Origin of the sequence: Bacillus sp. UNC438CL73TsuS30 (genome assembly GCF_000482325.1) — a bacterium.
Classification (GTDB): domain Bacteria; phylum Bacillota; class Bacilli; order Bacillales; family Cytobacillaceae; genus Neobacillus.
Genome location: NZ_KI535295.1, coordinates 820758 through 842884, shown reverse-complemented (window position 1 = coordinate 842884; position 22127 = coordinate 820758). Strand labels below are relative to the sequence as shown.

Genomic DNA, 22127 nt, shown 5'->3' with positions numbered 1-22127 from the left:
TTTATTAAAGATTCGAATTCACCTAAGGTGATTGTTCGGGACTTTTTTTATTTTCCCCCTAAAAGGACGTGGTGAACATTCAACATAACTCAAATGATTTTTTTAACAAGGAAACGTTAAAGTGGTTGATAATATCTTCGTTAAAAGGAATCTCTCAGGTAATCTTGATTGAAAATGCAGTTTCTGGGTTTATTATTCTAGCTGCGATCACCATTGCATCCTATTCTTTAGGAATTATCGCTCTTTTATCCACTATTATTGGAACGGTAATAGGAAAACTTGGTGGGGCAGATCAAAAGATTATAGGTCAGGGATTGTATGGATATAACTCCGTCCTGACAGGAATGGCCCTTTTCTTGTTTTTAAGCGGAGATGACCGCTGGTTCATTGCTATAGCTGGTTCTGCGATCGCTGCGTTATTTACAGCTGCCATGATTCATATCATGAAGCCAACTGAAATTCCGATTCTAACCTTTCCATTTATTGTCCTAACCTGGTTTTGGCTCCTTACTACCTATCGACTAGTTTCCTTTAAAATAAGCCCTAATCTCACACCACAATCTTTATCCAATTGGACCTTAAATATAAAGGGAGAGACAAATTGGCTTGATGGCGCTGTAAACGGGATCGGGCAAATTTTTTTTCTTGATAATTCCTTTTCCGGAATCCTATTATTTATCGCGGTATTTTGGGCTGGATGGAAATTGGGTCTTTTTGCAATAATAGGAAACCTCGCCGCGCTAATCACATCATATTTTCTCGGAGGAGAACACCATTTGATTTTTATGGGGCTATACGGATACAATGCTATCTTAACCATTATCGCTGTTTCGATTGTTTTTAATGAGAATGGTCGGAAGGGATTACTATATGGAATTATCGCTGCTTGTTTAACCGTACCGATTACGGCAAGTATTGTCACATGGCTTTTGCCGTACGGTCTGCCTGCATTGACCATGCCTTTTGTATTTTGCACATGGCTATTCCTATGTGCAAGGAAAGTTCTTCCCTCATTTTAAAATCGAAGAAAGCATCCCGCAAAATGACGGGATGCTCTCCTTTATGATTCTGTATGTTCACACATTAAATCAAATACCTGTTGTTCTACGGAACTTAAATATTCTTCTTCCACCTTTTGTTTCGGATGTGGATGGTACCAGTGAATTTTGCCATCTTGAACCATCCCCTTATAATCATGTCCTTGGATATTCAATGAAAAATGAGGTTGTTCATGTGCCTGCCCCTCGAATAGATGATTCACCTCGAAATTTTCAAACATACCTGCATCTTCCTCCTTTTTTACAATTAAAGTTTCCCCCAGAAAAAGATCTTGTATCCTTGATTATATCCAAAGTTTAAATAAGCCATCATTCACACCTAAATTATACATGTAGTAAAATCCAAAAACGGTACTTAAAGCGCCTGTTGCCAAAATTAGTCTACTTCCTGCAACCATTTTTTTCATGCTTAAAACAAACGGAATCCCAATTACGGTTGTAAAAATTAACATTCCGATTACGGTTCCTAATCCAAATACTAAAATATACAGCGCCCCCTGCCATACAGAATGAACGGTACTCATGGTAAGGAGGACCATGGCAGCACTGCCGGCAAGTCCGTGCACAAATCCGATAAATAATGATTTAAAATAAGTAGGTTTTTTCACAAAATTATGTACTTCATCATGATGATGAGATTGTTTTCGATTTTTTCGAATTGATAACATTGCAGCGACCCCTAAATAAACAAGCATGATTCCAACTAAAAATTCCAATGTCAGTGACCATTTCTCCGGAATATCATTTTTCATGACAATGAGGATGATTCCTATAATAAAAAGTGTGGCTGTATGTCCAATTCCCCAAAAAACACCGGCCAGAGAGGCCTGCCAAAGCTTTTTACTTTGACTTGCAATCGTTGAAACAGCAATGACATGATCGGGTTCCAATGCATGCCTGATGCCTAAAATAAACCCTAACGTTAAAACAGAAAATAAAGTAACATCCATTTTGTTTCCTCCCCAACTACTTATTTCTCTATAAAAATCCGGCAACCCTTTCGAATTGCCGGATTAAACCCTTAGTATTTTCTAAGAAAACATGGTTTTTTATTAAACCATTCCTGACTGATGATTTGATGAAATTCCGAGAACATTTTTTCAATCACTTGAGTGGAATTTGCTAACACGCGAATGGTAAATCCCGGAACTGAAAGTGAGGATAGTCCAACTTTATAATCATTTGTATTCATTTCAATCACAGAATATAACTGATCGAGTAAAACACTATTCGATTGCTCTCCAATTACAATCATCGAACCCAGGTGAGAAAATCCCTCCATAAATCCAATTCCCCTTAAATTCTGTTGGCCTGGGTTTAATTTTATATGATCATATACAACTAATTCGTCATCCATGTAGATTTCATTTAATAATTGAATGGTTTCGTAACTAAATTGCTCTCCCTCTGGAGACCAACCTGGTGTAATGATATCTGAATAGAGAAGTGTAGCTGTTTTATCCATCCGAATCACGTTTTTTTGTTTGTATTTCGCATGTTGGTAAGCAATCAATGGATCTGGGATATATTCAAGGTAACTGCCTGCCTCAAGTAAAAACTCTGCTTCTTGGTATGCATGGTTTTTCGGGGTTTTATATACCTTGGTCGCCGACTGGGTTGTCATGGTTACGCGTGCATTTTTCTCAAGGGAGATTTTCATTTTATAACGATCCCCATCTAAATAACCGCCGCCAGGGTTCAATAAATAATAACAAGGCTGGCCTGATTCATCATGATAAATAGGGCGCATCACTTTAAACGCACCCTGGAAATATACATTTTTCGAAATCGTTTTTCCCCTTCTGTCTTCAGCATTTAAATGGAGAAGGCCTGTCCAAGCTTCCATCTCATGCCAATCCTTTTAATAATGCATTTTGCTTTAGCCAATCAATGACATTATCCAACCCAGAGTTATCTTTTAAATTGGTAAATGCAAATGGTTTGTCTCCACGAAACACCTTTGTATCAGACTCCATGACATCAAGACTTGCACCAACATGAGGGGCTAAATCCGTTTTATTAATAATAAATAAATCAGATTTAATCATCCCCTGACCGCCTTTTCTTGGAATTTTCTCTCCCTGTGCCACATCAATAATGTAGATGGAGAAATCAACCAATTCCGGGCTGAAGGTTGCAGCTAAATTATCGCCGCCGCTTTCAACAAAAATTAGCTCTACATCCGGGTGTTTTTCTTTTAATTCATTGATCGCTGCAAAATTCATTGAAGCATCTTCACGAATTGCCGTATGGGGACATCCTCCCGTCTCAACACCAATAATCCGATCAGCCGGAAGGACTCCATTTTGCATTAAAAATTTTGCATCCTCTTTTGTATAAATATCATTGGTGACAACTGCCATACTTATTTCATCCTTCAAATGGCGCGTCAATTTCTCAACTAGCATGGTCTTTCCAGCACCAACAGGGCCACCCACACCGATTTTAATTGGATCCATTTAACCTCTTCCTTTCTCTTATAAATTTATCAGCGCAAAATTGGATTTTATCTGCGACTTCGGGTTACTTATCTGCGAAAAAGCAACTTTTATCTGCGTTCCTAAGCGTTTTATTTGCTTTGCTAAGCATTTTATCTGCGTTCCGAAAAAATACACCAATCTATGACATAAAAATTCTTATATTCACTCGTTCGTGCCTCATTTGTGACAACTCAAGCCCAGGCGAGACGATTCCAAATTCTCCTTCATCCAACTGTTCAATCGTTTGGACGGCCTTGGCCAAATCGCTTTGAATATCACGAAGAATGATTTGCCCTGCCGTTTGCCCCAAAGGGATGCCGCGAACAGCATTTTGGACAATCCCTGAAACCACCGAATACAAATAAAATAATACAACCGTTGATTTTGAGACACCCGTATGTTGTGCAACCATTGTAAATACAATGGATGGGTGACCAAAAGATTGTTTTGCTTCAATCCTATTTCTGTAAAGCGATAAAATCGGTATCTCATATAGGGACTGAACAAGATTCAGCATTCGCTCCCCCATTCGCTGCGTGCCCTCCCTCGTTTCACGAGGTAAATTTTGCACGGCCAATAACCGATCAAGCTTCCAGATTTTCTGAACATCCTCTTTTTCCAATGCCTGAAAAACAAGATGGCTTGCCAGCCCATCTGAATAGATGAGCTGTTCATTGATATATACCCGAACCCACTCTAAAAATGTATCCGCATTATGGACAGTATTTTCTTGTATATAGCTTTCAAGCCCGTATGAATGACTAAAGGCACCGGTTGGAAAGTTTGAATCACATAGCTGAAATAGTGATAAAAACTTATGCTCCATGACTATGACCAATATGGCGAAATGCCTGCTTTACCTTTCTCTCTTCTCGTTTATAAGGAATCTCAAGCTCCTGTAAAAGTTCCTCTACAAGGTAATCATATTGAACCATCATTTCGTCATTTTCAAATTGCGCCGGAAGATGGCGATTGCCCAGTTGATGGGCGATTGTCCCCATTTCTTTTAAGCTGCGCGGGCTAATCACCAATAAATCATCCGCAACTACATCAACGACAATCATATTTTTCTCATCTATATATAAGACATCACCAGCACTTAGGTCACGCGGATCTTTTAAACGGATGCCAATTTCCCTGCCATGGTCGGTTATAACCCTTTGAATCCGTTTTACTAGGTGCGCACTTTCCAGGTAAACTTTTTCAATATGACGTCTGATAATCTCTTCCTTTTCCATTTCCTCAATATTGGTTTCTATTCTTTCAATTAACATGCTTTCACCTCAAAATAAGAAATATCGTTGTGCCATCGGTACCTTATCAACCGGATCACATGTAATAAGCTCGCCGTTAACTCTTACCTCATATGTTTGTGGATCAACTGACAACTCAGGTGTTTCCGAATTAAGTTTCATGTCTTTTTTCGTTAATTTCCGAATCCCTTTTACCGGAAGGATCATTTTTTCGAGACCGAGCTTTTCATGAACCTTGCCTTCATAGGCTGCCTGGGATACAAACGTAATCGAGCTTTTGGATAATGCTTTTCCAATCGAAGCATACATTGGACGGCTAATCACTGGCTGTGGCGTTGGGATTGATGCATTTGCATCGCCCATCATTCCATGAACAATAAATCCACTCTTTAGAACCAGTTCAGGTTTAACGCCAAAAAACGCCGGTGACCAAATCACCAGGTCTGCGATCTTTCCTACTTCAATGGAACCTACATAATCAGAAATTCCATGGGTAATCGCAGGATTAATCGTATATTTTGCAATATAACGTTTTGCACGGTTATTATCTGAAAGCTCACGATCACCTTCTAAAAAGCCTCTTTGTTTTTTCATTTTATCGGCAACCTGCCAAGTTCTGATAACAACTTCTCCGACACGCCCCATCGCCTGTGCATCTGAACTGGTCATACTAAAAATCCCCATATCTTGAAGTATATCTTCTGCAGCAATGGTTTCTTTTCGAATCCTTGAATCAGCAAAAGCTATATCCTCGGGTACAGACGGATTTAAATGGTGACAAACCATTAACATATCCAGATGTTCATCAATGGTGTTTACCGTATACGGCAGTGTTGGGTTAGTAGAGGAAGGGAGAACATTCATAAAACTTGCTGATTTGATTAAATCGGGTGCATGCCCTCCTCCAGCCCCTTCCGTATGATACATATGAATTACTCGATCTTTAATAGCAGCCATCGTATTTTCAACGAAACCGCCTTCATTCAAAGTGTCCGCGTGTAACGCAACTTGAACGTCGTATTTGTCTGCTACTCTTAATGCATGATCAATGGCTGAAGCAGTGGCGCCCCAGTCTTCATGAACTTTAAGCCCGATGACACCTGCCCGAACTTGCTCAGCTAATGGTTCCTCTGTTGCAGCCTGTCCCTTCCCAGTCAATCCTACATTAATCGGGAGCCCTTCGACCGCTTCAAGCATCCGATGAATATTCCACTCTCCAGGAGTGACCGTTGTCGCTCTTGAACCCGCAGAAGGACCCGTGCCCCCTCCAATTAAAGTGGTCAGGCCGGCCGTAAGGGCAACCTCTACTTGTGCCGGGTTGATAAAATGCACATGCGTGTCAATTCCCCCAGCTGTTACAATCATTCCTTCACCCGCAATGATCTCTGTGGATGCACCGATGACAATATCCACACCATCCATAACCAAAGGGTTCCCTGCTTTTCCAATTCCTGATATTTTTCCATCACGAATCGCAAGATCGGCCTTGTAAATGCCGGTATAGTCTAAAATCACCGCATTCGTAATCACCAGATCTGGAACACCATCCCCTCGGGTTACGAGAGGATGCTGACCCATTCCGTCGCGGATCACTTTTCCTCCCCCAAAAACTACTTCTTCACCATAGGTCGTATAATCCTTTTCAATTTGAATAATCAAATCTGTATCCGCCAGTCGAATCGAATCACCGGTAGTGGGTCCGTACATTTGCGCATACTGTTTACGAGGCATTTCAAAACTCATTTATCACACCTGCTTTCAACAGATCCATCGGTTTTATTATTAAAGCCATAAACTTTACGCTCTCCGGTAAAACTCACCAATTCTACTTCCTTTTCATCACCTGGTTCGAACCGAACCGCTGCACCGGCTGGAACATTTAAACGTTTTCCAAAGGCTTCCTCCCTATTAAATTTTAGGGATTCATTCACCTCATAAAAATGAAAGTGTGATCCTATTTGGACTGGCCGATCTCCGGTATTCGTTACTTTTATCCTGAAAAGATCTCTTCCCACATTGCAAATTATCGGTTCTTCTTTTAAAAACAACTGACCTGGTTCCATTTCCATTTGCTTATTCCTCCTGCTGATTCTTAGCGAATTGGATCATGTACGGTTACTAATTTTGTTCCATCGGGAAAAGTAGCTTCTACTTGAATATCGTCAATGATATCCGGAATTCCTTCCATCACATCTTCTCTTTTTAATATAGTAGCTCCATATTCCATTAATTCAGCCACTGTTCGACCGTCCCTTGCGCCTTCTAATACTTCATAGGTTATCAATGCTACAGCTTCAGGATAATTTAATTTCAATCCTCTTTCTCTTCTTCTTTTCGCAAGATCTGCTGCGACAACAATCATGAGTTTATCTATCTCACGAGGAACTAATAACATTCGAGCGGCCTCCTTTAAAAATTACGTTGTTTTATTTTTGTTAAAAATAACCACACTTCATAAAATTCTCCAATTCCTTTCCTTTTTAAACGGAAGTTACAATTTTTTATATTTCTAAAAAATGAAAAGAATCGTGACGTAGAAACAGTAAATTAAAAAAATAAAAAAACAGCCTAAGTGCTAAAATAGTACCAAGCTGCTTTTTTATTGATTATTTATTATAACTTAATAGACAAAATTCCTATGTTCCTAGAAATACTATATTAAAAAGCTATCGAGATTGTGTCCCGATAGCTTACCTTCACTCACCAATAATCATCACCGAAGAAACAACACTTGCTGCTTTTTTTTCATTTTGAAATAGGTCTGAGACAACGTAGGCAACCTTTCTTCCCAATCTTTCAACCCTTGCCTCAACCAGAACCTCTCCCTTAAAAATGGGTCTATGAAAGGTCGTATGTAAATCGATAGAAGTAAAGCTTTGTCCAACCGTTAACTTAGATGCAATCGCATAGGCCATCATAATATCTGCCGCTGATGAAACAAAACCGCCCATCGCCACTCCAAGTCCGTTCATAAACTGATCATCGACTTTCCAAATGCCCTGCGCGATTCCATAATTCGCAGAGGTTACTGCAATCTGCAAGGTTAGATCACACGGAGGAGGTGCAGCCCCATCCGTAACAACCTTCATAAGATCGAATTCTTTGTTTATATTTCCCATCCCCCAAACTCCTCTCAAGAACGTTTACATGGTAAAAAGACGCAGGCGCTCTTCCATAACTGCTTGTGCCTCACTCATCATCCCATCTAATAATTCCTGTACAGTTGGAATATCTTCAATAAGCCCAGCAATTTGTCCACTGTTCATGAATCCATTTTCACCGTCACCACGCAGGGCACCTTTCAAATGGAAATCCTCGGATGTCATCTGACGGTATTGTTCTTCTGACAAACCTTGACGTTCTAAATCAATAATTTGTTTTGCATAGCCTGATTTTAGTACTCTCCTGACCTGGCCAACCGAACGGCCCAAAATCACTGTTTCCTGATCATTTGCCTCAATTAATCTATTTTTATATGTAGAATGGAAAGGTGCATCCATTGTTGCAATTAAGCGTGTCCCCATCTGTACCCCTGACGCACCGAGCATTAATGCGGCAGCTAACCCATGTCCATCGCCAATCCCCCCTGCAGCTAAAACGGGTACAGAAACATGTTTGCAGATTTGTGGGATTAGCGTAAACGTGGTCAATTCTAGATTGGAATTAATTCCGGCTGCTTCAAATCCTTCCGCCACCAATACATCGGCCCCTGCCTCTTCTGCCTTTTGTGCATGTTTAACAGCCGCAACAATGACTATCACCTTTATGTTATGTTCATGCAAACGAGCAATATAGGGTGCAGGATTGCCGGCAGACAATGAAACAACAGGTATCTTGTGTTTAATGACAAGTTGAATCATTTCCTCCGTATAGGGACTAACATTGATAGGTATATTGATTGCAAAAGGCTGATCTGTCAGATCCTTCGTTTCCAGAATAATCGATTCAACCTGCGCAGGGTTCATCGTTCCGCATCCAATCGTCCCAAGACCTCCAGCATTCGATACAGCTGCTGTCAGTTGAGCATTACTGATATTCCCCATTCCTCCTTGGATAATTGGATATTTTATCGATAGCAATTCATTTACTGATTTCACACAAATTCTCCTCTCATTAAAAAGAAATTGCACGGTTCCATTTACAACAAAGCAGCTCTTCAAAAAAATGGTTGAAAAGCTGCTTTGTTTGTCACTGAATCATATACGGATGGTGTTTAGCATCATAGGAGTCGTCTTTTTTACATAAATCATTATTTTCCTTAAAAATACTTTCAAAAAAACGACTGGCCGGTTCCGCAAGAAGTTGATAATATTGGTTAAATAATGTTGCTGCAAGGTTTCCATTCCAATTTTCCGGCAATAGTTCTTTTGGAAGTCCTGGATCGATAAACAAAAATTTGCGATATTCATGGACAAGCTTAGTCCGTTCAACGAAACATTGGGCATCGGTCATTTCGCCGCGACTAATAATCTCTTGATTCGCAAAAAATTGCTTGCTGTACGTGATAATAAATTCTTCATATTTCTCAACCACATCTTCTAACGGCCAGCTTTTTTCAACTAGAGTTTTATTATCTCTTGGACCGATATATTCTGAAACGAAAAAGTCTACATATTCGCTGATATCATATTTTTCAATAAGGAGCTTCACTTCTTTTTCCAAGTTATTCGGAGAAATCCAGCAGGCATTTGAAAAGCTGCCAAAGCCGCTCCATAATAACTCTTGACGAAGTTCATCCCGAATCTGTCTCTTCTCTTCGGGAATGGTATACATGAGAACACGCCATTTTCCATCCCATTCACTCGGATGTAGCTTAAAAATACGATTTCCTGCTTCTTCAATTCGGTCTATACCCTGTTTTGTTAGAAAATAATAGCTGCGATTCTCGACCTTTTCAGATTGGATCCACCCTTGTTTCAACATACGGGAAACGGCTACCCGAACCGCCTGCTCATTATGACCGAATTCCTTTAGCAGTCCAATTAGACTGCCAATCCAAATTTTATTCCCATAGTGATGAATATAATCACCGTATATTGTAAAAATCATGGAGCGTGTATTTTCACCCATTCATTTCACCCCCCCCAATTCTTGTATCACATAATTTATACGAGCGTTATAATTTTTATATATTTTTCTCAAAAAAGCAAGCTATTTCCCTGAAAAACGAGGAGCTCTTTTTTCACTAAATGCATTTAAGGCTTCTACGCGATCTTCCGTCGGTATCGTTAGTTCGTATGCTTTTGCTTCAATTTCAAGCCCTGTTTGTAAATCGGTGTTAAGCCCTCTTGTAATCGCATATTTAGCCTGACGGATCGCAACTGGCCCATTTTTCCTTATGTTTGCAGCAAATTCCTCACAAGCATACATTAATTCGTTACGAGAAACTACCTCAAGGACTATACCCAATTCTAGTGCTTCTTTGGCAGACAATTTCTTTGCCGTAAAAATTAATTCTTTTGCCTTTGTTTCGCCAACTAATCGCGGCAATCGCTGGGTTCCCCCTGCTCCTGGGATAATCGCCCAGCTTGTTTCTGTCAATCCCAACGAAATTCCTTCTGCGGCAATGGCAAAGTCACAGGATAGCAGCCATTCGAAGCCACCTCCAAGTGCATAGCCATTAACAGCAGCGATTGTAGGCTGTGGGAGCAATGAAATACTGTTAAACACATCACGTATTGCTTTTACATTCCTTCTTACCTCTGTTTCGGATAAAGTTTTTCTTTCCTTTAAATCTGCGCCCGCACTAAAGGCTTTTTCTCCAGCACCGGTAAAAATAACCACGTGAACATCTGGATTTAGAGAAATAGAATTTACTACTTCTTGAAGCTCGGATAGTGTTGGATAGTTAAAACAATTTAAAACGTCAGGACGATTCACTGTTACATAGCCAATATGATCTTCTATTTTAAATATCACGTTTTCCATAATTAAATTTCTCTCCCTTATTAGACAAAATAGCCCTTACTAGTCAGACTATATAAGGGCTTAAAGATTTAATTTTCAATGTTTTCAATAATAGCGGCAATTCCCTGACCGACACCGATACACATGGTTGCAAGTCCATATTGAACCTTTTGCTTTTTCATTTCGTGGACTAGGGTGGTTAAAATCCGGGCACCACTTGCACCAAGGGGATGGCCAAAAGCAATGGCACCGCCATTAACATTTACTTTATCCGCATCAAGCTCCAATTGTCTCATGCATTCGATAGACTGGGAGGCAAAGGCTTCGTTTAATTCTACTAACCCGATCTCGTCGATTGATAAATTCGCTCTTGTGAGTGCTTTTCTTGAAGCATAGATAGGTCCTAATCCCATTACAGATGGTTCAAGACCCGCAACTGCACCCACCACATATTTTGCAAGCGGTTTTAATCCAAGTTCCTTCGCTTTTTCAGCACTCATTAATAATACGGCAGACGCCCCGTCATTTACACCGGATGCATTTCCTGCTGTGACCGTACCGCCTTCAAAAATCGGCCGAAGTTTTGATAACTTTTCCAAGGAGCTATCTGGGCGTGGATGCTCGTCCTTTGTTACCACTACCTCGTTCCCTTTCCGATCTTTAAAGGTGACGGGCACAATTTCATTCGTAAAACGTTCGTTTTCCATAGCGACTTTGGCTCGTTGCTGGCTTCGGAGTGCAAATTCATCTTGTTCTTCACGTGTGATCGAACAGCGCTGCGCTACATTTTCAGCTGTTTGAGGCATCGATTCTGCCCCGTACATTTCTTCTAATTTTTTATTTGTGAAGCGCCAGCCAATCGTCGTATCCTGAAGTTCCATGGAACCTCTTGGGTAATCAACTTCAGGCTTTCCCATGACATAAGGAGCACGTGTCATGCTCTCCGTACCGCCGGCAATATAGATATCTCCTTCACCCGCAGCGATTGATCTAGCTGCTAGAATTACGGCATCTAAACCTGAACCGCAAAGACGGTTAATCGTTGTGCCACCTACAGTAATCGGCAATCCAGCAAGAAGTGCTGACATTCTGGCAACATTTCGATTGTCTTCCCCTGCTTGATTGGCATTACCAAAAATGACATCTTCAATTTGTTCTGGAGGAAGATTAGGATTTCTTTCAAGAAGAGCCTTGATGACGATTGCGCCTAAATCATCAGGGCGGACACTTTTTAATGCACCTTTATATTTTCCGATCGGCGTTCTAACTGCATCAACAATTACAACTTCTTTCATTTTTTCACCAACTCTTCTTTTTTCGTATAATCATAAACACCTTTGCCCGTTTTGCGACCAAGTCTGCCTGCGGCTACATATTGTTCAAGTAATGGTGCTGGACGGTATTTTTCACCTAATTTTTCATGCAAGTATCTCAAGTTATTTAAACGGGCATCCAATCCAACAAGGTCAACTAATTCAAATGGGCCCATTGGATAGTTCAATCCAAGTTTGATAGCTTTATCAATGTCTTCAGGTGTTCCAAGTCCTTCTTGAAGCATATAAAAAGCTTCATTACCGACAAGACAGCTGATACGGCTTGTGACAAAACCAGGGAATTCATTGATTACAACCGTTTCTTTCCCCATTTGTTCCGCCACTTTTTTAATCGTTTCAGCGGTTTCATCACTCGTTTCAAGACCGCGGACGATTTCTACAAGCGGCATTTTGTGAACCGGATTAAAGAAGTGCATTGCAATCGTTTGATCCGCTCGTTTTCCATATGATGCAATTTCTGTTGGACTCATGGTAGAAGTATTGGTAGCAAATAAGCAATGTTCTGGTGCAAATTGCTCCATTGTTTCAAAAACTTGTTTTTTAATTACTGCTTTTTCAGGGACAGCCTCAATAATCAAGTCAGCAATAGAACATGCCTGCGGCAGATCACTCGCATAGGATAGATTCCCTTTCGCCAAATGTTCCTGTTCAGAAGAAATTTTTCCTCTTTCGCGTCCTTTTGCAATAATGGAATTTAATTCACCTTCGGCACTTTTAAGCGCATTTTCATTCACATCAACCAATGTAACGGAAAATCCACCAAGTGCAGATACATAGGCAATCCCTCTACCCATAACACCAGAACCAACAACAACGATGTTTTTCATCAAAAATCTCTCCTTTGTCTAATTAAAGAAGTACGAATGAGACGTGGAAGTCTCATTCGTACGTGTAGGACATTAAACACCTAATGGATTTATTGGACGACTTCCAAAGTAAGAAACAATGCTCTTTGTTTCGGTATAAAGGTCAAGTGTTTCAATGCAAAGCTCACGGCCGAAACCAGATTGCTTGTAACCGCCAAATGGGGTTCCAGGGAAGGCTGAGAATGGGCAGTTTATCATCACGATTCCTGCTTCAATTTGCTTCGCCACACGAGTTGCACGTGCACCGTCTTTTGACCACACGGCTGATCCTAATCCGAATTCCGTATCGTTTGCAAGTTTAATTGCTTCTTTTTCATCCTTAAATTTCATAACTACTACAACAGGTCCAAAGATTTCTTCCTTTACAACAGTCATGTCGTGGTTAACGTTTGCAATGACAGTCGGCTCATACCAGAATCCACCTTCATAACCCTCGACAACAGCAGGTTTTCCTCCAGCTAAGATTTCTGCTCCCTCTTCAATTGCAGATTTTACATACCCATCGATGACATCCAACTGACCTTGATCGATGATTGCTCCCATATGGGTTCCTTTATCAAATGGATTAGCAAGTACTAATTTCTTCGTTTTTTCAACAAACTTAGTGATGAATTCATCATAAATATCTTCATGTACATATAAACGTGAACGAGCTTCACAGGATTGACCTGAGTTGTAGAAAATTCCGAAAAGGGATCCATCAACGGCAGCATCAATATCCGCGTCTTCAAACACGATGTTAGGAGATTTACCGCCTAATTCAAGCGTAACACGTTTTAGGGTCTCTGATGCTTTTCCCATGATATCTTTTCCGATTGGGGTAGAACCAGTGAAAGCCACTTTATTTACTTTTGGATGTTCAACAAGGTAGTTACCAACCTCTGAGCCTGATCCCGGAATAATGTTAACAACACCAGCTGGTACGCCTGCTTCTAAGCAGATTTCACCTAAAATAATCGCAGTAAGAGGAGTTAAGCTAGCTGGTTTTACAATAACAGAACAACCAACTGCAATCGCCGGAGCGATTTTCCATGCTGCCATCATCAATGGATAGTTCCAAGGAATGATTTGCGCACATACGCCAACAGGCTCTTTTTCAGTAAAATTATGAAATTGGCCAGGCATATTATTAACGACACCGCGATGTCCGACAATAGCCCCTGCATAGAATTCAAAATCTTCAATCGCTTGTGATACTTGACCTTGAGCTGCAGCTAATGATTTCCCAGTATCTAAAATCTCTAATTCTACTATTTCATTAAAACGGGAACGCATAATAGCAGCAATTTTGTTCAACACTTGTGAACGGCGGTTAATTGGGTATTTGCGCCATTTTCCATGATCAAATGCTTCGCGGGCAGCCTGTACTGCTTTTTCTGTGTCATCTTTTGAAGCTTTTGCCACTTCAGCGAGAAGCTCACCAGTAGCAGGATTATAGGTTTTAATGGTTTGGCCAGTTGAGCTTTCTACTTTTTCACCATTAATAATTAGATGATAATAGTCTCTCTTTAATGAAACTGAATCGATAACTTGTTGTGTAGACATCTATAGGTCCTCCTCTTATTTGCCAATAAAGGTTGGTTTTCTTTTTTCCATAAAGGCTTGCACGCCTTCACGAGCATCTTTCGTTAGGCCGGCAATTCTTTGGCCTTGTGCTTCTTCTTCTAAGTAGTCAATAAAGGATTCTTCACCTGCAGCCTTGATCGTGCGTTTAATTAATCCGATTGCTTTTGTTGGCAAAGCTGCAATTCGATCTGCAAATTGCGTTACTTCAGCTTCCCAGTTATCGGAAGAAACCACCTTATTTGCTAGTCCCAATGCAAGCGCTTGATCCGCAGGGATTTTTTCACCTAAAATCGAAATTTCCAATGCTTTTGCTTCTCCTACTAATCTAGTAAGGAAGTAACTATTACCTGAATCTGGGATTAAACCAATGTGAATAAAAGCATTTAAGAAGCTTGCGCGTTCTGAAAGAATACGAAAATCGCAAGCTAATGCAAGGCTAAAACCTGCACCGGCAGCAATCCCGTTGACAGCAGCTATAATCGGTTTCTCACATTGATAAATTTGTTTGATCATCGGCCCGTATTTCTCCCTTAATACCTGCCCATGATCCATATCTTCATCTACTTCTGACAGGTCTTGACCGGAGCAAAAACCACGTCCTTCACCGGTAATCACGATGCAGCGGACCTCTTCAGCTGCAGAAGCTGTTTTAATAGCTTTCGTAATTTCTCTATTCATTTGAGCCACGAACGCATTTAATGTAGTTGGCCGATTTAACTTAATCCATGCCACACCGTTTTCAACAGAATACAAAATCGTTTCGTACATATGGTTATCTCCCTTTAAATTCCGGCTTCCGCTTTTCAATAAAAGCGTTCATGCCTTCTTTTTGATCTTCGGAAGCAAATAATAAATAGAAATTTTTCCTTTCATATTGCATTCCTTCATAAAGAGAATAATCAACCGCTTTATTGACCGCATCTTTAATGAAACGAATGGAAAGCGGTGCTTGGTTTGCGATTTGTCTCGCAGTTTTCATCGTTTCTTCCATTAATAATTCCGGATAGACAACTTGATTAATTAGTCCATGTTGAAGGGCACTTTCTGTTGTAATTCGAGTGCCATTCCATAACCATTCCAACGCTTTCGTTCTGCCGACAATTTTTGTTAAACGCTGGGTGCCACCAGCTCCCGGCATGACCCCAAGGTTCACTTCCGGGAATGAAAATTCCGTACCGCTGGCTGCAATTAATAAATCACAGCTCAGTGCCAACTCAAATCCCCCGCCAAAAACAAAGCCTTTTACCGCACCAATGATAGGCTTTTTGATTAAGGATAGACGGTCCCAATCTGCAAATTGATTTAACAGCTCCAGTCGAACTGGATCATCCCCTGCCATTTCATCAATATCTGCACCTGCTGAAAATGCCCGTCCTTTCCCCGTGATTACGATAACCCGAACTTCCTCATCCCCGTCGAAAGTTTCCATCGCATCAACAATTTCGTGGACCATCGTTCGATTCAATGCATTATATTGAGCCGGTCTGTTGAGCTCAATTAGTGCTACACCATCCTTTTGTGTAGCTTCAATAAATTCATACGCTTTCATTAATCGTCTTCCCCAATTACCAAAGTTACTAACTTACCGGCAAATTTCATTAAGTCTTTACCAGAAGCTTTACCTTCATCAGAACGTAAGCCGTTTTGTAAGTCTTCATGGCTGTCATAGCGCATTTCACACATTAGATAATATGGAGGCTCTCCTCCCATTGGTGATCCTGTAAACTTTGTTACTTTCATTTCACGAAGACCTGGAATTTTTTCTGTAATCGGTACATGTACATTATAATAGTGCTCATCAAATGCAGCCTTGTCTTCCGGTTGTTTATATAAAGCAATTAATTTTGCCATAATCGATTCTCCTCACATTCTCTTTATCTACATCAAAGTTGATATCGGTTTCATTGCTTCAAATGGGTTTTTACAATTTTTACAGTATAAAATACTTCTGCAAGCTGTCGGCCCAAAGATGTTATCCATGGTCACATAGGTAGAACCGCAGAACGGGCAATCAACATGCCACGATCCATCACTGTCCATTAAACGAGGTGGAGGTGCAATTCCGAATGCTTTAAGCCCATTTCTGCCTTTTTCAGATATTCGATCTGACGTCCATGGCGGATGATTGATAAATTCCACCTTAACCTTCTCTACATCCTCAACGGCCTTCACGGCATTTTCGATATTCTTTTGGATAATGCTAAGGGCCGGACATCCTAAAAAGGTAGGCAGGATTTTTATCTCAACCACTCCGTTTTCTGCCATTACTTCCTCTACCATACCCAGGTCAATAATACTCACTGTATCGATTTCAGGATCTTTAACATCATTTAATACATCTAATACCTGCTTTTCCAGTGATTTTATAGACATTTGCATGATTACACCTCTTTTCTATGTTTACATTACCATGATGCAGCTGTATCTAAACGATAAACCTCTGAAAGTGTCTCAATCGCTGAAACTAAATCTTCTGTATGTTCTAAATTACGGCCATTTCTTTCTGGGTTTGCCGGAATTTCAGGAAGACTTACCCCAACAGTTTGAAGCACTTGCTCCAGTTGTTGTTTCCAGCGGTGAATAAGTACATCGCTTTTTTCAATTAAACCTAGTTCAACAATTTTTTCTCCATCCTTGCCAAGTGAAAAGACATCCCCAAAATCACTCATGACTTGTTCAATTGCGATATTCATTCTTTGTTTCGCTTCGTCTGTTGAACTTAGAAGTTGGACGAACCATGTTTTCCAGTGAAGCAAATGATAGTACAATTCCATATTTACTTTAATGGCAACTTTAGCCAGTGGGTCATAAGAACTATTTTTCAATGAATCAATTTTCACTTTCTTTACAGCAGTGTAGAAATAATTCCGAACGACTGCGTAAGCCCAATCGTATTTCGGAACTTCCATGTAATAGCCCTCTCCATTCGGCCTCTCTACTAAAATACTATTTTTTCTTTCATTAGCAGGTCTTAGGTGGGCGAGTGCATCTGCGTTTCCAATACCGATTTCTTCTAATAATTGATAGAACATCGCAGCATGCCCCATACTGTCCTGACTGATAGAGGAAGAAGCAACATCCTCTTCAATATGGGGTGCTAGCCCAAGCCATTCTGATCCTCGATACGAATATAAGAAGTCATCGTCTGCAAGTTGAAATAATAAATCTACCACTGATTCCTTTAGTTCAGGAGTGATGGTTACATTTTGTTCTGTCATTTCTTGTCCCCTCCTGCCCATGAAAGAATTTCTTTTTCATCAAACATTTGTTGTTCATAATGACGCCATTTTTTCTTTAAGTAACCGTAGCCCTTCGTTGTACGGTAATCTTTATTATCTAATCGTTGTAAAGTAAGCTTTTCTTCCTTTGACATACCACGGATATCTTCACGGTTTACGACCCAAATATCTGCAACCGGGTCGCGTCGCATAAAGTTTTCTTGAGCCATTACCATCGCCATTTCAGCATTTGGAGCTAACAAGCTAAATTGGTGCTGAAAGGGTGAAGAAGGTGTCCGCTTACTGAAGACTTCGAATTCCTGATAAAATGTTTTCTTTTGATCCATTTTTTTCTTCCCCTTTCGTTAATTAATCGCTGCAGCTAAGGCATCGCGTACCCATGCGTTGTTTTCATAAGAAACTCTCCGCAAGTTCAAGCGTGCTTGTGAGCGCGGGCCATTGTTTTTAATAATTTGTTTGAATTTATTCCAATCAGGCTGTTGGTAAACCCAAAGCTGCTGCTCTTCGTCAAAATGAAGAGTTGGATCTGGAATCGTTAAACCTAATGATAAAATTCGCGGAATGTATTTTGTAAAGAAACTTTGGCGTAATTCTTCGTTTGTACTTGTGCGGATTCTATATTTAATAGTTACATCCTGTTTACTTGTACCAGTTGTCGTACTACTTGCCGGTCCAAAGAACATCAGAAGCGCTTCCCACCAGTCATTTAATGACTCCTGGATCATTTGTTTTTGTTCGTCTGTTCCTTCTGCAAGCGCCATGATAATCGCTTCCCCATGCTGTGCATGGAATACTTCCTCTGCGCAAATGCGGTGCAATGCTCTTGCATATGGACCGTAAGAAGCACCAAGCATGTTTGTTTGCGTGATAATCGCTGCACCATCAACAAGCCAGCCAATCATTCCAGCGTCAGCCCAAGTGTTTGTTGCCATATGGAAGACATTATGAAATTTTAAATCTCCATTAAATAGATCCTGCATTAAATCGCCGCGATCTTTTCCATAAGGCTTTAATAAGTCTTCTGCCACACGAAGGAGCAGTTGACCATGACCCATTTCATCTTGAACTTTGGCCATAATTCCCAATTTCCTTCTAAGCGATGGCGCTTTTGGCACCCATTCCTTTTCAGGCAGTGCGCCCATAATTTCACTGATTCCGTGCTGTGAAATTAATTTTATTAATGCAATCCGGTATTCTTCCGGCATCCAGTCATCTGCTTCAATTTTGTCGCCCGCTTCAATTCGAGCAATAAATTTTTCTAATTGTGCTTGTTCATTTAAATCTTTTTCAAGGATGCTCACGCTTATACCACCTCTCATTATATAACGTTTATTTAACGTTATTATATTTTATTGTTATATAAAAATCAAGAAAATTCTACTATTTTAATAGTGATTAACTTTCGAATTAACCTACGCTTGCACTCCCTGTATTTAAAGAAGATGCAAGCATAGATTAAGCGATTACAAAATAACTATATATCAACTTAATTGGTTACGGGAGTTCCATTCCGTTTATCTACAATCCTCTTCGCTTTCCCATCGGATCGAGGCAGGCTTCCAGGTTTATTAATAATCGTATCCATTGTGACTAAACAAGTTGATTTCATTTGATGCTGGATTGTACGTTTTATTGCTTGAATGGCTGCATGTCCTAAGTCTTCACCAACTTCTTGATAAAGATGCTTTTCAATTTCCACATGGAGTTCCACACTGTCCAAACTTCCCTTTTTAATCAAGTGAATTTGGTAATTTGGGAAAAGTCCTTCAATTTGTAAAAGTACACGTTCAATCTCGGAAGGGAATACATTAACACCGCGAATAATCAGCATGTCATCCGTCCGTCCTTTTAACCTGGACATACGCGTATGCGTTCTTCCACATTTACATTTTTCACGGGTAATTGAAGCAATGTCTCCTGTTCTGTAACGGATAATTGGCAGCGCTTCCTTAGTCAAACTGGTAAACACAAGCTCTCCGTCTTGACCATCTTCGACTGGTTCTAATGTTTCAGGATTTAAAACTTCCACTAAGAAATGATCATCCGCAATATGTAGACCATTTTGCGCTTCAAAACACTCAATTGCTACACCCGGCCCCATTACTTCACTTAAACCGTAAATATCAATTGCTTTAATATCCAACTTTTTCTCAAGTGTAGTGCGCATTTCTTCAGTCCATGGTTCAGCACCAAAAATGCCATATTCCAAGCTAGTGGCACGCGGATCTAATCCCATATGTTCCATTTGTTCTACAATATTTAAAATATAAGAAGGAGTTCCACATATTCCTCTTGGTTTAAAATCTTCAATAACAGTTATCTGTCTTTCAGTGTTCCCACCAGAAATAGGAACTACTGCCACTCCCAGCTCTTCGGCGCCATGGTGAAGGCCAAGCCCTCCTGTAAATAGTCCATACCCGTAAGCGTTGTGAAAAATATCTGACTTTCTTCCCCCAGCTGTTACGATGGCGCGTGCTACGATCGAAGCCCAATTACTAATATCATTTTTGGTATACCCTACGACTGTCGGTTTACCGCTTGTTCCTGATGAACCATGGATTCGATTTACTTCTTCCATCGGAACAGCAAACAATCCAAATGGATATTGATCACGTAAATCTTTTTTCTTCGTAAAAGGAAGCAATCTTACATCCTCTAATGATTGGATATCATCTGGTGTGATTCCTAATTCATCAAATTTTTCTTTATAAAAAGGTACATTTTCGTAAACCCTTTTTATGGTTTGTTTAAGTCGAAGGAATTGTAACGCTTTCATTTCCGAACGACTCATTGTTTCAACTTCCGGATTGTACATACTATAATCCCCCTTACTTTCATCTTCATCAAATTTTTAGATAACATAATTTATACGCTTATCAAAATTAATGTAACATAGTTATAGATTAATACCATATTAACACCGTGTCAATATTAATAACTGAAAATTTTAATTTTATGTGAAAATATATATTTCACCCTTTAAGTCGGTTAAAAACAGCAATTTTAGTAAAAAAAACCACCCTTTTCACTGAATATTATACCCTGTTTGTTCATTTTTAAATTGATACTACTCTATCAAAATGGTATATTTCAGTTATAACAATAAGCGTTTTAAAAACGTTTTATTTAATAATTAAATATAGGGAGGATTCTATGACTACTTATCTCGAAGAAAAAGCGATTCACGAAAAACATTATGAACAGATTGTAGACCTAATGAAAAATGAACCTTACGGCCAATTCCTTGGCATGAAACTGACAAAACTTGGACTCGGTACAGCAGCCGCTGAATTAACTCCGGATGAAAACATGTTAAATGCCCATGGAACTGTTCATGGAGGAGTTATTTTTTCTCTTGCCGATTATGTATTTGCAGCAGCTAGTAACTCATATGGAAAAACAGCTGTTGGTGTGACAACCAATGTAAATTTCATGTCTGCAGGGAAATTAGGAGAAACACTCACAGCAACTGCTGAGGAAATTAAGAAAAATCATAAACTCGGCTGGTATGCTATTCGTGTTTCTAGTGGCAAGGAGCTAATTGCAACAATGGAAGCAATGGTATATCGTAAAAGCCAGGCTTTTGTTGGAAATGAGGATTAGGGCATTATTGTGATTTGTTTGTGTCCGTTTCTTGGGGGGCTTACTAGATTTTGCCTTCATCGGCCTTATGATGATCTTTTTTTCGCGGGTCCTCGTTAGGTTTGGCCTTCATCCACTCTATGAAGGACATTTTTTCGCGAGTCCTCGCTAGTTTTGGTCTTCATCCACTTTATGAAGGACATTTTTTCGCGGGTCCTCGCTAGTTTTGGTCTTCATCCACTTTATGAAGGACATTTTTTCGCGGGTCCTCGCTAGTTTTGGTCTTCATCTACCTTATGAAGGCCTTTTCTTTGTAGGGCCTCTCTGATTTTGGTCTTCATCCACTCTATGAAGGTCTTTTTTTCAGTGTTCCTCGCTAGTTTTGGCCTTCAGAAAAAAGTTCCTCAACCAATTCCAAAGAAGGAACAGGGAATTCCCGGTTCCTTTGCTTTTCCTTAAAATTCATCATGTGAAGAAAATGGCACATGTAACCTGTTTTCTACTACCCGAAGCCGTTGGTTTACCCGTTGAAGTCGGCGCTGAAGCTGATCAATTTCTCGATCCTGCCGGTCATTTTGCCTTTCTAGTTGATTCAATCTGCGCTCTAGCTGCTGCCATTGCGGCAACTGCAACAACTGCGATAATTGAGGCATTTGTCGATCAGGGTCATAAGGATACTGTTGTACATATGGATTATAGTCGTACTGAACCTGCGGAATCGAGTAATTTCCATAAGGATACATTTAAGCATCGCTCCTTTATAGTTGAATATCCTATTAATATGTAACCAATTTTGATACGAAACGGCGAATGCCTAGAATAATAAAGCTCATTTCATCCAT

27 protein-coding genes are annotated in these 22127 nt (G+C 40.0%); 3 read left to right on the top strand and 24 right to left on the bottom strand.

Going from position 1 to position 22127, the window contains the following annotated elements; translation table 11 throughout:
- Positions 1-71: 71 nt before the first annotated feature.
- On the top strand, positions 72-1019 hold the full coding sequence (locus M028_RS30345; protein WP_231510833.1) for an urea transporter: 948 nt from the start codon (positions 72-74) through the stop codon (positions 1017-1019).
- Between the two features lie 41 nt (positions 1020-1060).
- Here M028_RS30345 and M028_RS0117915 read toward each other — a convergent pair whose 3' ends face one another.
- The 24 genes from M028_RS0117915 to paaK form a co-directional block, all read right to left on the bottom strand.
- Entirely contained in the window at positions 1061-1279 is a 219-nt protein-coding gene (locus tag M028_RS0117915) for a DUF5342 family protein (RefSeq protein WP_026575089.1), read from the bottom strand.
- A 63-nt stretch (positions 1280-1342) separates the two neighbouring features.
- Positions 1343-2008, bottom strand: a complete 666-nt coding sequence (locus tag M028_RS0117910) for a HoxN/HupN/NixA family nickel/cobalt transporter (RefSeq protein WP_026575088.1) — start codon at positions 2006-2008, stop codon at positions 1343-1345.
- Positions 2009-2079: 71 nt separating this feature from the next.
- Positions 2080-2904: an urease accessory protein UreD gene (locus tag M028_RS0117905; RefSeq protein ID WP_026575087.1), complete on the bottom strand. Its 825-nt coding sequence runs from the start codon at positions 2902-2904 to the stop codon at positions 2080-2082.
- Position 2905: 1 nt separating this feature from the next.
- Positions 2906-3517 carry an urease accessory protein UreG gene (gene ureG / locus M028_RS0117900; protein WP_026575086.1) on the bottom strand — a complete coding sequence of 204 codons (612 nt, stop codon included), beginning with the start codon at positions 3515-3517 and terminating at the stop codon, positions 2906-2908.
- A 160-nt stretch (positions 3518-3677) separates the two neighbouring features.
- Entirely contained in the window at positions 3678-4364 is a 687-nt protein-coding gene (locus M028_RS0117895; protein ID WP_026575085.1) for an urease accessory protein UreF, read from the bottom strand.
- Positions 4354-4812 carry an urease accessory protein UreE gene (ureE, locus tag M028_RS0117890; RefSeq protein WP_026575084.1) on the bottom strand — a complete coding sequence of 153 codons (459 nt, stop codon included), beginning with the start codon at positions 4810-4812 and terminating at the stop codon, positions 4354-4356. The genes M028_RS0117895 and ureE overlap by 11 nt, the downstream gene beginning before the upstream one ends.
- 9 nt (positions 4813-4821) lie before the next feature.
- Entirely contained in the window at positions 4822-6534 is a 1713-nt protein-coding gene (gene ureC, locus M028_RS0117885; RefSeq protein ID WP_026575083.1) for an urease subunit alpha, read from the bottom strand.
- The gene (gene ureB, locus M028_RS0117880; protein ID WP_026575082.1) at positions 6531-6854 is read right to left on the bottom strand and encodes an urease subunit beta; all 324 of its coding nucleotides are present in this window, start codon (positions 6852-6854) and stop codon (positions 6531-6533) included. Before ureB ends, ureC begins: the two co-directional genes overlap by 4 nt.
- Before the next feature lie 29 nt (positions 6855-6883).
- Complete coding sequence (locus M028_RS0117875) at positions 6884-7186, bottom strand: urease subunit gamma (RefSeq protein WP_026575081.1); 303 nt, start codon at positions 7184-7186, stop codon at positions 6884-6886.
- 301 nt (positions 7187-7487) lie between these two features.
- Positions 7488-7910, bottom strand: coding sequence for a PaaI family thioesterase (locus tag M028_RS0117870; RefSeq protein ID WP_026575080.1), 423 nt, complete (start codon positions 7908-7910; stop codon positions 7488-7490).
- Between the two features lie 24 nt (positions 7911-7934).
- Complete coding sequence (locus M028_RS0117865) at positions 7935-8888, bottom strand: NAD(P)H-dependent flavin oxidoreductase (RefSeq protein ID WP_026575079.1); 954 nt, start codon at positions 8886-8888, stop codon at positions 7935-7937.
- 91 nt (positions 8889-8979) lie between these two features.
- Positions 8980-9861 carry a phenylacetic acid degradation operon negative regulatory protein PaaX gene (paaX, locus tag M028_RS0117860; protein ID WP_026575078.1) on the bottom strand — a complete coding sequence of 294 codons (882 nt, stop codon included), beginning with the start codon at positions 9859-9861 and terminating at the stop codon, positions 8980-8982.
- 81 nt (positions 9862-9942) lie between these two features.
- The gene (locus M028_RS0117855; RefSeq protein ID WP_026575077.1) at positions 9943-10719 is read right to left on the bottom strand and encodes an enoyl-CoA hydratase-related protein; all 777 of its coding nucleotides are present in this window, start codon (positions 10717-10719) and stop codon (positions 9943-9945) included.
- Positions 10720-10787: 68 nt separating this feature from the next.
- Positions 10788-11993, bottom strand: coding sequence for a thiolase family protein (locus M028_RS0117850; RefSeq protein ID WP_026575076.1), 1206 nt, complete (start codon positions 11991-11993; stop codon positions 10788-10790).
- Positions 11990-12862, bottom strand: coding sequence for a 3-hydroxyacyl-CoA dehydrogenase (locus M028_RS0117845; protein WP_026575075.1), 873 nt, complete (start codon positions 12860-12862; stop codon positions 11990-11992). The genes M028_RS0117850 and M028_RS0117845 overlap by 4 nt, the downstream gene beginning before the upstream one ends.
- Before the next feature lie 69 nt (positions 12863-12931).
- On the bottom strand, positions 12932-14443 hold the full coding sequence (locus M028_RS0117840; RefSeq protein WP_026575074.1) for an aldehyde dehydrogenase family protein: 1512 nt from the start codon (positions 14441-14443) through the stop codon (positions 12932-12934).
- A gap of 15 nt (positions 14444-14458) precedes the next feature.
- Positions 14459-15232, bottom strand: a complete 774-nt coding sequence (locus tag M028_RS0117835) for an enoyl-CoA hydratase-related protein (protein ID WP_026575073.1) — start codon at positions 15230-15232, stop codon at positions 14459-14461.
- 4 nt (positions 15233-15236) lie between these two features.
- Complete coding sequence (locus M028_RS0117830) at positions 15237-16013, bottom strand: enoyl-CoA hydratase/isomerase family protein (RefSeq protein WP_026575072.1); 777 nt, start codon at positions 16011-16013, stop codon at positions 15237-15239.
- On the bottom strand, positions 16013-16315 hold the full coding sequence (locus M028_RS0117825; RefSeq protein ID WP_026575071.1) for an EthD family reductase: 303 nt from the start codon (positions 16313-16315) through the stop codon (positions 16013-16015). Before M028_RS0117825 ends, M028_RS0117830 begins: the two co-directional genes overlap by 1 nt.
- Before the next feature lie 27 nt (positions 16316-16342).
- Positions 16343-16843, bottom strand: coding sequence for a 1,2-phenylacetyl-CoA epoxidase subunit PaaD (gene paaD, locus M028_RS0117820; RefSeq protein ID WP_026575070.1), 501 nt, complete (start codon positions 16841-16843; stop codon positions 16343-16345).
- A 26-nt stretch (positions 16844-16869) separates the two neighbouring features.
- Positions 16870-17682: a 1,2-phenylacetyl-CoA epoxidase subunit PaaC gene (paaC, locus tag M028_RS0117815; RefSeq protein WP_026575069.1), complete on the bottom strand. Its 813-nt coding sequence runs from the start codon at positions 17680-17682 to the stop codon at positions 16870-16872.
- A complete protein-coding gene (gene paaB / locus M028_RS0117810; RefSeq protein WP_026575068.1) occupies positions 17679-18029 on the bottom strand; it encodes a 1,2-phenylacetyl-CoA epoxidase subunit PaaB in 351 nt (116 codons plus the stop codon). The genes paaC and paaB overlap by 4 nt, the downstream gene beginning before the upstream one ends.
- An 18-nt stretch (positions 18030-18047) precedes the next feature.
- A complete protein-coding gene (gene paaA / locus M028_RS0117805) occupies positions 18048-19004 on the bottom strand; it encodes a 1,2-phenylacetyl-CoA epoxidase subunit PaaA (RefSeq protein ID WP_442852789.1) in 957 nt (318 codons plus the stop codon).
- A gap of 185 nt (positions 19005-19189) precedes the next feature.
- Positions 19190-20518: a phenylacetate--CoA ligase PaaK gene (paaK, locus tag M028_RS0117800; protein ID WP_026575066.1), complete on the bottom strand. Its 1329-nt coding sequence runs from the start codon at positions 20516-20518 to the stop codon at positions 19190-19192.
- A 338-nt stretch (positions 20519-20856) separates the two neighbouring features.
- Between paaK and M028_RS0117795 the strand changes: the two genes are divergently transcribed.
- Positions 20857-21306 (top strand): PaaI family thioesterase, encoded by a 450-nt coding sequence (locus tag M028_RS0117795; protein WP_026575065.1) that lies wholly within the window; start codon positions 20857-20859, stop codon positions 21304-21306.
- A gap of 457 nt (positions 21307-21763) precedes the next feature.
- On the top strand, positions 21764-22072 hold the full coding sequence (locus M028_RS32895) for a hypothetical protein (RefSeq protein WP_197031429.1): 309 nt from the start codon (positions 21764-21766) through the stop codon (positions 22070-22072).
- Positions 22073-22127: the final 55 nt, after the last annotated feature.

What these genes read in the sequence shown, in the direction of transcription:
- paaX (WP_026575078.1), bottom strand. Translation starts at nt 9,861, where the DNA reads ATGGGTGAAAATACACGCTCCATGATTTTTACAATATACGGTGATTAT.
- M028_RS0117850 (WP_026575076.1), bottom strand. Translation starts at nt 11,993, where the DNA reads ATGAAAGAAGTTGTAATTGTTGATGCAGTTAGAACGCCGATCGGAAAA.
- M028_RS32895 (WP_197031429.1), top strand. Translation starts at nt 21,764, where the DNA reads ATGGCACATGTAACCTGTTTTCTACTACCCGAAGCCGTTGGTTTACCC.
- M028_RS0117910 (WP_026575088.1), bottom strand. Translation starts at nt 2,008, where the DNA reads ATGGATGTTACTTTATTTTCTGTTTTAACGTTAGGGTTTATTTTAGGC.
- M028_RS0117835 (WP_026575073.1), bottom strand. Translation starts at nt 15,232, where the DNA reads ATGTACGAAACGATTTTGTATTCTGTTGAAAACGGTGTGGCATGGATT.
- paaC (WP_026575069.1), bottom strand. Translation starts at nt 17,682, where the DNA reads ATGACAGAACAAAATGTAACCATCACTCCTGAACTAAAGGAATCAGTG.
- paaK (WP_026575066.1), bottom strand. Translation starts at nt 20,518, where the DNA reads ATGTACAATCCGGAAGTTGAAACAATGAGTCGTTCGGAAATGAAAGCG.
- M028_RS0117840 (WP_026575074.1), bottom strand. Translation starts at nt 14,443, where the DNA reads ATGTCTACACAACAAGTTATCGATTCAGTTTCATTAAAGAGAGACTAT.
- M028_RS0117855 (WP_026575077.1), bottom strand. Translation starts at nt 10,719, where the DNA reads ATGGAAAACGTGATATTTAAAATAGAAGATCATATTGGCTATGTAACA.
- M028_RS0117830 (WP_026575072.1), bottom strand. Translation starts at nt 16,013, where the DNA reads ATGAAAGCGTATGAATTTATTGAAGCTACACAAAAGGATGGTGTAGCA.
- M028_RS0117875 (WP_026575081.1), bottom strand. Translation starts at nt 7,186, where the DNA reads ATGTTATTAGTTCCTCGTGAGATAGATAAACTCATGATTGTTGTCGCA.
- ureE (WP_026575084.1), bottom strand. Translation starts at nt 4,812, where the DNA reads ATGTTAATTGAAAGAATAGAAACCAATATTGAGGAAATGGAAAAGGAA.
- M028_RS0117895 (WP_026575085.1), bottom strand. Translation starts at nt 4,364, where the DNA reads ATGGAGCATAAGTTTTTATCACTATTTCAGCTATGTGATTCAAACTTT.
- M028_RS0117915 (WP_026575089.1), bottom strand. Translation starts at nt 1,279, where the DNA reads ATGTTTGAAAATTTCGAGGTGAATCATCTATTCGAGGGGCAGGCACAT.
- ureC (WP_026575083.1), bottom strand. Translation starts at nt 6,534, where the DNA reads ATGAGTTTTGAAATGCCTCGTAAACAGTATGCGCAAATGTACGGACCC.
- paaB (WP_026575068.1), bottom strand. Translation starts at nt 18,029, where the DNA reads ATGGATCAAAAGAAAACATTTTATCAGGAATTCGAAGTCTTCAGTAAG.
- M028_RS0117905 (WP_026575087.1), bottom strand. Translation starts at nt 2,904, where the DNA reads ATGGAAGCTTGGACAGGCCTTCTCCATTTAAATGCTGAAGACAGAAGG.
- M028_RS0117870 (WP_026575080.1), bottom strand. Translation starts at nt 7,910, where the DNA reads ATGGGAAATATAAACAAAGAATTCGATCTTATGAAGGTTGTTACGGAT.
- paaD (WP_026575070.1), bottom strand. Translation starts at nt 16,843, where the DNA reads ATGCAAATGTCTATAAAATCACTGGAAAAGCAGGTATTAGATGTATTA.
- ureB (WP_026575082.1), bottom strand. Translation starts at nt 6,854, where the DNA reads ATGGAACCAGGTCAGTTGTTTTTAAAAGAAGAACCGATAATTTGCAAT.
- M028_RS0117825 (WP_026575071.1), bottom strand. Translation starts at nt 16,315, where the DNA reads ATGGCAAAATTAATTGCTTTATATAAACAACCGGAAGACAAGGCTGCA.
- ureG (WP_026575086.1), bottom strand. Translation starts at nt 3,517, where the DNA reads ATGGATCCAATTAAAATCGGTGTGGGTGGCCCTGTTGGTGCTGGAAAG.
- M028_RS0117795 (WP_026575065.1), top strand. Translation starts at nt 20,857, where the DNA reads ATGACTACTTATCTCGAAGAAAAAGCGATTCACGAAAAACATTATGAA.